This is a genomic window from Microbacterium sp. UBA1097, assembly GCF_002313585.1.
Taxonomy (GTDB): Bacteria; Actinomycetota; Actinomycetes; order Actinomycetales; family Microbacteriaceae; genus Microbacterium.
On sequence record NZ_DCBW01000069.1, the window covers coordinates 1 to 11,695 of the forward strand.

Annotated in this window: 11 protein-coding genes; 6 read left to right on the forward strand and 5 right to left on the reverse strand. The window is 66.8% G+C overall.

Annotated features, from left to right (window positions below):
* Positions 1 to 4: 4 nt before the first annotated feature.
* Positions 5 to 736 carry a response regulator transcription factor gene (locus B4F19_RS15580; RefSeq protein ID WP_292725743.1) on the reverse strand — a complete coding sequence of 244 codons (732 nt, stop codon included), beginning with the start codon at positions 734 to 736 and terminating at the stop codon, positions 5 to 7.
* A 191-nt stretch (positions 737 to 927) separates the two neighbouring features.
* Here B4F19_RS15580 and B4F19_RS15585 point away from each other — a divergent pair, with 191 nt between their 5' ends.
* Entirely contained in the window at positions 928 to 2,379 is a 1,452-nt protein-coding gene (locus tag B4F19_RS15585) for an ABC transporter permease (RefSeq protein WP_292736211.1), read from the forward strand.
* Positions 2,380 to 2,515: 136 nt separating this feature from the next.
* A complete protein-coding gene (locus B4F19_RS15590) occupies positions 2,516 to 3,181 on the forward strand; it encodes an ABC transporter ATP-binding protein (RefSeq protein ID WP_375236556.1) in 666 nt (221 codons plus the stop codon).
* Between the two features lie 68 nt (positions 3,182 to 3,249).
* Here B4F19_RS15590 and gndA read toward each other — a convergent pair whose 3' ends face one another.
* Entirely contained in the window at positions 3,250 to 4,725 is a 1,476-nt protein-coding gene (gndA, locus tag B4F19_RS15595) for an NADP-dependent phosphogluconate dehydrogenase (protein ID WP_292736214.1), read from the reverse strand.
* Between the two features lie 58 nt (positions 4,726 to 4,783).
* Positions 4,784 to 4,909, reverse strand: a complete 126-nt coding sequence (locus tag B4F19_RS15600) for a hypothetical protein (RefSeq protein ID WP_292736217.1) — start codon at positions 4,907 to 4,909, stop codon at positions 4,784 to 4,786.
* Positions 4,910 to 5,145: 236 nt separating this feature from the next.
* On the opposite strand from B4F19_RS15600, the gene B4F19_RS15605 reads away from it, so the two are divergent.
* The 3 genes from B4F19_RS15605 to mfd are packed head-to-tail and all read left to right on the forward strand — an operon-like array spanning position 5,146 to position 10,044.
* Positions 5,146 to 5,775, forward strand: a complete 630-nt coding sequence (locus B4F19_RS15605) for a 50S ribosomal protein L25/general stress protein Ctc (RefSeq protein ID WP_375236551.1) — start codon at positions 5,146 to 5,148, stop codon at positions 5,773 to 5,775.
* Positions 5,776 to 5,809: 34 nt separating this feature from the next.
* Positions 5,810 to 6,394, forward strand: a complete 585-nt coding sequence (pth, locus tag B4F19_RS15610) for an aminoacyl-tRNA hydrolase (RefSeq protein ID WP_292736223.1) — start codon at positions 5,810 to 5,812, stop codon at positions 6,392 to 6,394.
* 35 nt (positions 6,395 to 6,429) lie between these two features.
* Complete coding sequence (gene mfd, locus B4F19_RS15615; protein WP_292736225.1) at positions 6,430 to 10,044, forward strand: transcription-repair coupling factor; 3,615 nt, start codon at positions 6,430 to 6,432, stop codon at positions 10,042 to 10,044.
* On the opposite strand, the gene B4F19_RS15620 is transcribed toward mfd, so the two are convergent.
* Entirely contained in the window at positions 10,041 to 10,826 is a 786-nt protein-coding gene (locus B4F19_RS15620) for a siderophore-interacting protein (protein WP_292725755.1), read from the reverse strand. The genes mfd and B4F19_RS15620 overlap by 4 nt on opposite strands.
* 84 nt (positions 10,827 to 10,910) lie before the next feature.
* Here B4F19_RS15620 and B4F19_RS15625 point away from each other — a divergent pair, with 84 nt between their 5' ends.
* A complete protein-coding gene (locus B4F19_RS15625; RefSeq protein WP_292725757.1) occupies positions 10,911 to 11,510 on the forward strand; it encodes a gamma carbonic anhydrase family protein in 600 nt (199 codons plus the stop codon).
* 4 nt (positions 11,511 to 11,514) lie between these two features.
* On the opposite strand, the gene B4F19_RS15630 is transcribed toward B4F19_RS15625, so the two are convergent.
* Positions 11,515 to 11,688 carry a hypothetical protein gene (locus tag B4F19_RS15630; protein WP_228177015.1) on the reverse strand — a complete coding sequence of 58 codons (174 nt, stop codon included), beginning with the start codon at positions 11,686 to 11,688 and terminating at the stop codon, positions 11,515 to 11,517.
* Positions 11,689 to 11,695: the final 7 nt, after the last annotated feature.

Genomic DNA, 11,695 nt, shown 5'->3' on the forward strand with positions numbered 1-11,695 from the left:
TCCGTCACTGTGTCGGCGCCTTGATCATGTAGCCGACGCCACGCACGGTATGGATGAGCGGCTCCTTGCCCTGATCGATCTTCTTGCGCAGGTAGGAGATGTAGAGTTCCACGACACTGGATCTGCCGCCGAAGTCGTAGTTCCAGACGCGATCCAGGATCTGCGCCTTCGAGACCACGCGACGCTGGTTGCGCATCAGATAGCGCAGCAGTTCGAACTCGGTTGCGGTGAGTTCGATCTCGTCGCCCCCGCGCTCCACCTCATGGCTGTCCTCGTTCAATGAGAGGTCACCCACCCGCAGGATCGGCTCCTCCTCGCTCTGGGTAGCCGTTCCGGCGCGGCGCATCAAACCGCGAAGTCGCGCGACGACTTCTTCGAGGCTGAACGGCTTGGTCACGTAGTCATCGCCGCCCGCGGTGAGCCCCGCGACCCGGTCGGCGACGGCATCCTTCGCGGTGAGGAACAGCACCGGCACGTCGTTGCCAGACTGGCGCAGGCGATGCAGCACAGCCATGCCGTCGAGGTCGGGCATCATGATGTCGAGCACCATCGCGTCGGGCTCGAAATCGCGGACGGCCTGCAGGGCTTCGAATCCGGATGCCGCGGTTCGAACATCCCAGCCCTCCATACGCAGGGCCATGGAGAGCAGGTCGGTGAGCATCTGTTCGTCGTCGACGACGAGGATGCGAACAGCCGCGCCGTCGGGTCGGCGCAGGGCGGGAGCCGGAGATGTCATGGACTCATTGTGATGCTCCAGCTATGGGTTTCCTATGGAGCCAGCTATGCGCCGTCTGTGAAGATCACGCCCACTCCGCTGTCTCGTGCGGCGCGCGATCCATAGGTTCGGCATAGAGATCCCTTTTCGGGCTCATCAACACCATCCCTACCTTCGTGCCGAAGGCTGCAATCCGGAGCTGAAGGAGACCCATGTATTGGACCTACCTGCGTCGCGAACTCGCTGGACGCAAGAAGCAGACGATCATCGTGGCGGTGGGCCTTGCCGTCGCGATCGCTCTCGTCATCGTCGTCAACGCTCTCTCTGCGGGAGTCCGGGACGCACAGGCGCAAGCGCTCGAATCCGTCTACGGCGTCGGAACCGACCTGACGGTCACCGGCGCCGCCGCAGAGCCGGGCGAGGGCGGTGGTCAGCGCTTCGAGTTCGACAGTGAGGCAGGCGAAACCACCGACGGCACCACCTCGGTGTCGCAGTCGCGCCTCACAGCCGACTTCATGCGCGGGACGCTGGATGCTTCGACCGTCGAGAGTGTTGCATCCCTCGACGGCGTTGCTGCAGCATCCGGCGCGCTTTCGCTCACGAACATCACGTTCAGTGGTGAGATGCCTGACAGGTCGCAGATGCAGCAGGGCGGCCCGGGCGAGTCGGGGGAGCCTCCGGCAGGCGGTCCTGACGGTGCCGGCGGCAGCGCCTTCGATCTGGACTCGTTCACCGTCCTTGGAATCGATCCCGATGACACCGCTGTCGGGCCGCTATCGGCAGTCGAAGTTTCGGAGGGCCGCGCGCTGGCAGCTGGCGACGCCGGAGAACTGGTCGCGGTCGTCGACGCGAGCTATGCGACCACCAACGAGATCTCTGTCGGGGACACGATCGATGTCGGTGGCTCCGAGGTCGAGGTCGTCGGACTCATCGCCTCGACCTCCAGCGACGCCGACACGGCGGCCAACGTATACATCCCGCTCGATGTCGCACAGTCACTGGCCGGTCTCGACGACGTCGTGTCGACGGTCTATGTCCAGGCGACCTCGGCCAACCAGATCGATGCCGTACAAGCGGAAATCGAAGACAGCGTTGCCGGCGCCACCGTCAGCTCCCAGTCGGACCTGGCATCGACAGTCTCGTCGTCACTCGCGAGCGCCTCGTCGCTGATCACGAACCTCGGTACGTGGCTGTCGATCCTCGTGCTCGCTGTCGCGCTGGCATTGGCGGTGCTCTTCACGATCTCGGGCGTGACACGACGCACGCGCGAGTTCGGAACGCTCAAGGCGATCGGATGGTCCAATGGCCGGGTCGTCGGGCAGGTCGCCGGCGAATCGGTGATCCAGGGTCTGATCGGCGGTGCGATCGGCCTGGCGGTCGGACTTGCGGGTATCTGGATCATCAACCTGATCTCGCCGACGATCTCGTCGACAGCCGCATCCACCGGTCAGGCGGGGCCCGGTCAAGGGGGCGGTCCGATGGGCGGAGGCTTCGGCGGAATGGCGCAGCAGGCGGCGGATATCGTCCTTCACGCGCCGATCACGCTGTGGGTCGTCGCCGCAGCGGTCGGAATTGCCATCGCCGGCGGCCTGATCGCCGGTGCCTTCGGAGGCTGGCGAGCCGCCCGATTGAGCCCTGCCGAAGCACTGCGGTCGGTCGGCTAAGGACATGAACACAGTCACGAACGAAAGTGTCACGAACGAAAGTGTCACGAACGAAAGTGTCACGAACGAACAGGAGAATCCCATGAGCATGACGGAACCCGCGACGACATCCATCGAATCGTCAGCGCCATCGCCGATCTACGCGTTGCAAGCGGTGATTCGCGAGTACCAGCAGAAGAACCGGAATGTCCGCGCTCTGGCGGGCGTCGATCTCGAGATCCGCGAGGGCGAGTTCGTCACCATCCAGGGCCCGACGGGTGGCGGGAAGTCCACCCTCCTGCAGATGCTGGGCGCGCTCGATCGGCCGACCTCCGGTGTCGTCAAACTCGGCGAGGTCGATCTTGCGAAAGCCTCGAACGCCACACTCGGACACGTCCGAGCCACCGAGGTGGGCTTCGTGTTCCAGGGGTTCAATCTGATCCCCACCCTCACAGCGCACGAGAACGTCGACATGGGCCTGGAACCCCTGGGGCTCTCCAGCGCCGAACGTGGCAGCCGAGTCACCGAGGCTCTTGCCCAGGTCGGCCTGGCCGAGCGCGCCGACCATCTGCCGGGCGAGCTCTCGGGTGGGCAGCAACAGCGCGTCGCGATCGCCCGCGCGATCGCCAAGCGCCCGCGGGTGCTTCTGGCCGACGAGCCGACGGGAAACCTCGATGAGCACATGCGTGACGAGATCCTGGAGCTGCTCGAAGGGCTCAACCGGGACGGTCTGACCCTCATCGTGGTGACGCACGATTCGGCAGTCGCCCGCCGCGCTCATCGGCGCCTGCGTCTTGAGAAGGGGAGTGTCCGCGAGATCTGACGGTACTGCGCGAACGAAAGGCCGTGACCGAGGCTGAGTCGGTCACGGCCTTTCGGTGTTCGGTGAGGTCAGTGGGTGTCGACGGCCTCGATCTCGCTGCGGTCGCCCGACCACAGCGTGTGGAACGTGCCCTCGCGGTCGATGCGCTTGTAGGTGTGTGCACCGAAGAAGTCACGCTGACCCTGGATGAGGGCAGCCGGCAGCCGCCCCGCCCGCAGCCCGTCGTAGTACGCGAGAGACGACGAGAACACCGGAGCGGGGATGCCCGCCGCCGCCGACAGGGCGACGATGTTCCGCCACGCGTTCTGAGCGCCGGTGAGGGCATCCACGAAGAAGGGGGCGGTCATCAAGACCGGCAGATCGGGGGTCTGCGCGTACGCCTCGGTGATGCGGTTGAGGAACCGGGCGCGGATGATGCAGCCACCGCGCCAGATCGCAGCGACGCGACCGAGGTCGATGTTCCAGCCGTAGTGCGCGGCCCCGGCACGGATGATGTCGAACCCCTGCGAGTAGGCGACGATCTTCGAGGCGTACAGCGCCCGACGAACCTTCTCGATGAACGCCACGGGGTCGTCGGCGAAGGAGGCTTCGGCATCCGCGTCGGGCCCGGGCAGAACACCTGCGGTCGAGCGCTGTTCGGGGTGCGACGAGAGCGAGCGAGCAAACACGGCTTCGGCGATGCCGGATGCCGGAACGCCGAGGTCGATGGCGGTCTGGGCAGTCCACCCGCCCGTACCCTTCGCGCCAGCCTGGTCCAGGACGACATCCACCAGCGGCAGGTTGGTGTCGGCATCGACCTGGCGCAGCACCTCGGCGGTGATCTCAATCAGGTACGACTCGAGTTCGCCCCGGTTCCACTCGGCGAACACGTCGGCGATCTGGGCCGGGGAGTAGCCGGTCGCGTGACGGATGAGGTCGTAGGCCTCGGCGATCACCTGCATGTCGGCGTACTCGATGCCGTTGTGGACCATCTTCACGAAGTGGCCGGCGCCGTCGTGGCCGATGTGGGTGACACACGGCTCGCCCTCGGCGACAGCGGCGATCGAGGTCAGGATGGGGCCGAGCGTGACCCACGACTCGTCCGAGCCACCGGGCATCAGCGAGGGGCCGAGGAGGGCACCCTCCTCGCCACCGGATACCCCCATGCCGACGAAGTTGATGCCCGTCTCACGAACTGCCTTCTCGCGGCGGATGGTGTCGGTGAACAGAGCGTTGCCGCCGTCGACGATGATGTCGCCGGGCTCGAAGACGCGCAGGAGCTCGTTGATGACGGCATCCGTGCCGGCGCCCGCCTTGACCATGATGATCGCGGCGCGCGGGGCCGTCAGCGAGGCGGCGAACTCCTCGTACGAGAACGTGGCGACAAAGCCCGCTTCGGGGTGCTCGGCGACGAGGTGCTCGGTCTTGTCGGCGCTGCGGTTGAAGATCGCGACGGTGTTGCCGTCACGGCTGGCGAGGTTGCGGGCGAGGTTGGACCCCATGACCGCGAGTCCCACGACTCCGATGTTCGCTGTCGCGGTGCTCGTCGCTGCCTGATCCGTCACGTTCACTCCCTGGGCGTCTGCGGGTGTTGCCGCAGTCAGCCTAAGGGAACGACGCGGATCACTCCTTGCGGTAGGCCGAACGCCCCATCGACCAGAAGGCCGCAACGACACCGACGAGGGTGCCGAGGGTGAGGATGCCGATCACGGCGACGAGAATGTTCGAGGTGACCTGGGCGTCCATCATTCGTCCTTGCTCTCGGGAAAGCGGGCCCGTCGCGGCCCGTCACCATCGTACCGGGGCCGCTGGTAGACTTGCGGACTGTACTTCGGCGAGGGATGCTCGCGCGTGCGCCCAGCACTGCTCACAGCATCCGTTATCGACGGGGGTGTGCGGTCTCATCGGGTTCCTCACGCGCTCGCGGTTGAGTCGAACCCCTGATGTCCGGGCTGAGATCACCACCCGGTCCCTGCCCAAGGAGAATGCACATGTCTGAAGACACCACCGTCCACGCCGAACTCCGCGAGAACTTCGGTAAGGGCTTCGCCCGCCGTCTGCGCGCCGCCGGCAAGATCCCCGCCGTTCTCTACGGCCACGGCACCGACCCGGTGCACGTCGCGCTGCCCGGCCACCAGATGCTGCTGCTCGTGCGTCGCGCGAACGCACTGATCGAGCTCGACATCGCCGGCAAGTCCCAGCTCGCGCTGGTCAAGGACGTCCAGAAGGACCCGGTGAACCAGATCATTGAGCACATCGACCTCGTCGTCATCAAGAAGGGCGAGAAGGTCCAGGTCGACGTTCCCGTTGTCGTCGTCGGTGAGTCCTTCTCGGGAACCATCGTCAACCTCGACGCCACGAGCGTGTCGCTCGCGGTGGACGCCACCCACATCCCCGAGCACGTCGAGGTCGACGTCGAGGGCCTCGAAGAGGGCGCCCGCATCACGGCCGGCGAACTGACGCTTCCCCGGGGTGCGACTCTCGTCACCGACCCCGAGGTTCTCGTCGTTGCTGTCTCGGTGCCCGCTGCCGCAGCCGCTGACGAGGCTGCTGAGGACGAGGCTGCCACTGACGCCGCAGACGCTGACGAGGATGCTGCGACCGAGTCGGAGTAATCCGACGGGCTGATCGAGCCGGGAGGGCGCTGCCGTGAGCGACGCGTGGCTCATCGTGGGCCTGGGCAACCCCGGTCCGCAGTACGAGCGAACCCGCCACAACATCGGGCAGCTCGTCGTCGATGAGCTCGCGGCTCGGCGCGGCGAGGGCTTTCGCTCCCACAAGGCGAACGCTCGCGTGGCCGAAGCGTGGCTGCGACCGGGTGGACCCAAGATCGTGCTCGCCAAGCCCAACTCGTTCATGAACGTCTCGGGGGGTCCCGTTGCGGGTCTCGCGCAGTTCTACGGGATCCCCCCCGAACGTGTCGTCGTCGTGCACGACGAGCTCGACATCCCGTTCGACGCCGTTCGGCTCAAGATCGGCGGCGGGCACGGCGGACACAACGGCGTGCGCGATGTTGCCAAGGCCCTGAACACCCCGGAGTTTCCGCGGGTGCGCGTGGGGATCGGTCGGCCGCCCGGCCGTCAGGATCCTGCCGACTGGGTGCTGCAGCCCTTCCCGGCCTCGGCGCGCGAAGAGCTCGCGCTTGCCGTCTCGGATGCCGCAGACGCGGTCGAGCGACTCGTCGATGAAGGTCTCCTCGCAGCCCAGCAGGTGTACCACGCACCTCGGCCGTGAACCCGGCGGCCTACCGGGCGGCCTAGAATCGTCCGGTGACTTTTCCCGGGATCTCGCGCGCCCTCGACCGCTCCGAGCACTTCCGGGATGTGGTTGCGGCGGCAGCCGTGGATGCCGATATTTCGGTGGTCGATGGTCTTGATGCTCCGCTGCTGAGCGCACTCGTTCGTCGGCGCAGAGACTCCGGTAAGCCGCCGGTGCTGCTGGCGATCGCGCCGACCGGCCGCCGCGTGGAGTCCCTCATGCCGGCGCTGCGCGCGCTCCTTCCCGAAGCCGCCGTGTTGCAGTTTCCTGCTTGGGAGACGCTGCCGCACGAACGCCTGAGTCCGAGCCCCGAGACCGTCGGGCGCAGGCTCGAGACGATTGCGCGCATCGCGTCGTCGCCCGATTCCGCCCCGATTGTGGTCGTCGCGTCAGTGCGCGCGGCGCTTCAGCCGTTGGCGGCGGGCCTAGCGGACGTCGAACCGGTGCGGTTGCGCGCGGGCGAGCGCGGCCACGATCTCGCGCTGATCGTCGAGCGCCTGGTCGAGCTCGCCTACCACCGCGTCGACATGGTTTCACGCCGCGGCGAGTTCGCGGTGCGCGGCGGCATCCTGGATGTGTTCCCGACCGTTGCCGATCACCCGTACCGCGTCGAGTTTTTCGGCGACGAGGTCGACCAGATCCGTACGTTCTCGGTCGCCGACCAGCGTTCGCTGCCCGGGGCCGTCGAAGCCGTCGATCTGCTTCCCGGGCGCGAACTCCTGCTCACCGCTGATGTGCGCGCTCGTGCACGGCAGTTGGCCGGCGAGTTCGCGGGCCTGCAGGGGATGCTCGAGAAGATGGCGGAGGGGATCCCTGCCGAGGGGATGGAGTCGCTGACGCCGGCGCTCGTGCCGCAGATGGCGACCCTCGTCGACTATTTGCCCGCGGGGTCTGCCGTTGCTCTCGTGGACCCCGAGCGATCCCGCACACGCGCCCGGACTCTCGCCGAGACCAACCGGGAGTTTCTCGAGGCCGCGTGGAGCGCTGCGACAGCTGGCGCGAACACGCCGATCGATCTGGGCGCTGGCGACTTTCTGACTATCGCGGCGCTACGTGAGGCAGTTCACGAACGTGCCGGCGTGTGGTGGACGTTGAGTCCCTTCGACTCGGGAGCTGCCGATGCGGCAGCCGAGGGGTTGCTCGCCGACGACCGTGAGGACATGCTCGGCGATGCGCCAGTGAGGATTCCCGCACGATCGGTGCCGTCGTTCCACGGCAACGTCGAGGGGGCCACCGCCTACGTGGGCGACCTCGTGACCGCCGGGTGGAGCGTCGTGGTCACGGCATCCGGCACGGGACTGGTCGAACGCGCCCGCGACGTGCTCGCCGATCGTGAGATCGCGGCAGCAATCGTCGACGATGCGGATGCCGCCCCGGAGCCCGGCCGCGTCTTGCTCGCGGTGGCCCAGCTCGAGCGCGGGTTCGAACTCGAGGACGCGCGCCTGGCGGTGCTCACCGAGTCCGAGTTCTACGGTCGCACGATCGGCGGCGACAGTCGTGTGGTCAAGAAGCTCGCGTCGAAGCGCCGGAACGTCGTCGATCCACTCCAGCTGACTCCCGGTGATCACGTCGTGCACGCCACGCACGGGATCGGACGGTTCGTCGAACTCGCGAAGCGTGAGGTGTCGTCGGGCGGCCGAAACCCGGTCAAGAGCGTGCGCGAGTATGTCGTGCTCGAGTACGCGCCGTCCAAGCGCGGGTACCCCGGCGACAAGCTCATGGTGCCCACCGACCAGCTTGATCTTCTGTCGCGATATGTCGGCGGGGAGGCGCCGACCCTCTCAAAGATGGGCGGCAGCGATTGGGCCCAGGCGAAGGGCCGTGCGCGCAAGGCGGTGCGCGATATCGCCGTTGAACTCGTGAAGCTCTATTCGGCGCGGATGGCGGCCAAGGGGCACGCTTTCGGGCCGGATACGCCGTGGCAGCGCGAGCTCGAAGAGGCTTTCCCGTTCGCCGAGACGATGGATCAGCTGCAGACAATCGATGAGATCAAGGCCGACATGGAGCGGCCGATCCCCATGGACCGGCTGCTGTCGGGGGATGTCGGGTTCGGGAAGACCGAGGTTGCCGTGCGGGCCGCATTCAAGGCCATTCAGGACGGCAAGCAGGTAGCGATGCTCGTTCCGACGACGCTGCTGGTCAAGCAGCACCTCGAGACGTTCACGGAGCGCTTCGCGGGCTTCCCGGTCAAGGTCAAGGCGCTCTCGCGATTCCAGACCGACAAGGAGGCCCGGGAGACGTTGGCGGGCCTCACCGACGGCACCATCGACATGGTGATCGGTACGCATCGGATCCTGACCGAGAAGGTGATCTTCAAGGACCTCGGACTCATGATCATCGATGAGGAGCAGCGGTTCGGCGTCGAGCACAAGGACGCCCTGAAGAAGCTCAAGACCAATGTCGACATCCTCGCGATGAGCGCCACCCCCATTCCTCGAACGCTCGAGATGGCCGTGACAGGCATCCGGGAGATGTCGACGCTGCAGACACCACCCGAAGACCGGCATCCGATCCTCACGTATGTCGGGGCTCGCAATGACAAGCAGATTGCGGCGGCCATTCGCCGGGAGCTGCTGCGGGAGGGTCAGGTCTTCTACGTCCACAACAGGGTGAGTTCGATCCAGCGGGTCGCGAGCGAACTGGCAGAGCTCGTGCCGGAGGCGCGGGTCGTGGTCGCTCACGGGCAGATGGGTGAACATCAGCTCGAGCAGGTCGTCGACGACTTCTGGGAGCGCAAGGCCGACGTACTCGTCTCGACGACGATCATCGAGACGGGCCTCGATATCGCCAACGCCAACACGATCATCATCGACCGGGCTGACAAATACGGACTCTCGCAGCTTCACCAGCTGCGCGGCCGTGTGGGGCGTGGCCGGGAGCGCGCCTACGCGTATTTCCTTTACGACGACACGAAGCCGCTGTCAGAGACCGCTGCCGACCGACTCGAAACGATCGCCGTCAACAACGATCTGGGCAGTGGGATGCAGGTCGCGCTCAAAGACCTCGAGCTGCGCGGTGCCGGAAACCTCCTCGGCGCCGAGCAGGCCGGGCATATCGCCGGGGTCGGGTTCGACCTGTACCTGCGGATGATCGGTGAGGCTGTCGCAACCTTCCGCGGCGAGGACGTCGAGGGTCCCGCCGAGTTGCGGCTCGAGCTGCCCGTGCAGGCCCGCATCCCCGAGGACTACATCGACAGCGAGCGGCTCCGGCTCGAGGCGTACCAGAAGCTCTCGGCGGCGGCATCCGCGACCGCCAAGGATGACGCGATCGACGCTGTCATCGAGGAGCTCACCGACCGCTACGGCGAGCCGCCGACCGACGTCGCCGGGCTGCTGTCGATGGCCCGGCTGCGTCGCCGCGCCGCGCGCGCAGGTCTGACGGATGTCGTCGCGATGGGTCCGAACCTGCGCATCGCTCCGGCGCGCCTGGAGGACTCGATGCGTGTCCGCCTGCAGCGGCTGTACCCCGCAGCGAAGCTGTTGGCCGGTGGCGAGGCTGTGGTCGTGCCGCTGCCTCGGACCAGCGGCGAGCCGGTGGCGGATGCCGACCTCATCGAATGGGTCGACACGCTTCTCGGGCAGCTGTGGCCCGAGCCGTCACCCGCTACCGCACCTGCCGACGCCTAGGCGGGCGGAAGGATCTGGCCGATCGGCTCGCGCTTTTCGGCCTGGAATCGGTCTTCGGTACGGCCGCGGGCCCAGTATCCCGATAGGGATACCTGTCCACGCTCGAGGGCGCGCTCGTCGAAGAACACGCGGCGGAGTTCTTTCATCGCTTCGCGCTCGCCGTGGGCGAAGACGTGAACGCGTCCCTCGCGCCAGTCGATCGTCCGGACGGCGTCAGCGAGCGCCGAAACGGCATGATCCGGATTGCTGATCCACACGACGTCGACGCCGGTTGGGTGATCGAGGCCGAGGATGTCAGCCTCGGTGTCGACTTCGATGATCGCCGCGCCCACCGCGTGCACGGGGAGAGCTTCGAGTGCGGCCGCGATGGCGGGAACTGCCGACATGTCACCCGCGAACAGATGCCAGTCGGCGTCGGGATCGGGGGAGTAGCCGCCGCCAGGCCCCATGAGACTGATCGTCGCGCCAGGCTCCACCGTCGCTGCCCAGGGACCTGCAAGTCCCTCGTCGCCGTGGATGACGAAGTCGACGTCGATCGCCTGCGCGGCACGGTCGACGTGGCGCACCGTGTACGTGCGCGTCACGGGGTGTGACTCGGGTTCGGGAGTCGTGAACTTCAGCTTCACGTACTTGTCGGTCTCGGGCCGGTCCTGGAACTGAACGAAGCCGGGCCCGCCGAGGCGGACGCGCACAAGGTGTGGGTTCAGCCAGGTCGTCTCGAGAACGGTGAACTCGATCGTCGGGCGGGGCGCGCGGGACGTGGTTCGGGAGGAAAGTGCCATCCCCACAACGGTAGCGCCGCTCGCAACAGTCCGGGGTGGTGCGGAACTCCGGCGCGGTACGCTGACACCGATCGAGGAGGAACGATGCGGTTCGAGCACCTCGGGGCGCAGCCCCGCATCCACCCCACCGCCGTCATCGCGCCCAGCGCGGTGATTTCGGGTGATGTCACGATCGGGGCGAATTCCCAGGTCTTGCACGGCGCCGTCATTACGGCCGAAGGCGGCCCCATCACGCTAGGCGAAAACGTCATCGTCATGGAGAACGCGCTGATCCGTGCCAGCGCGACGGATGCCGTGCACATTGGCCACCACGTGCTGGTCGGGCCGATGGCGAGCATCTCGGGCGCGTCGATCGCCGACGAAGTGTTTCTCGCCACAGGCACGCGCGTGTTCAACGGCGCGCGGATCGGGGAGCGAGCCGAAGTTCGCATCAATGCCGTCGTGCACCTGCGGACAGTCCTTCCCGCGGGGACGGTCGTTCCGATCGGGTGGATCGCCGTCGGAAATCCGGCGCAGCTGTACTCACCCGACCGGCACGACGAGATCTGGGAAGCGCAGAAAGACCTCGACTTCCCGGGCTACGTGTTCGGGCTCGACCGCGAGACGCCGGATCTGATGGTCCAGCTCACGGAGCGCTACGGCCGGAGTCTCGCGCGGCACGCCGACGACGTTCGCCTCGACTGAGCGGTCAGTCCCAGTTCACGCCACATTCGCGGCACAGAAACACCACGGCATCCTGCGTCTCGACATCGTCGTGAAGTTCGGCCCGGCGATCGAACGCGATGGCAAACCAAGCCACGTCGTCGACGCGAACGTCATCGGTGCCGCACAGCGGGCAAGTCTCGACGGTCGTGATAGCCATGCCCAGA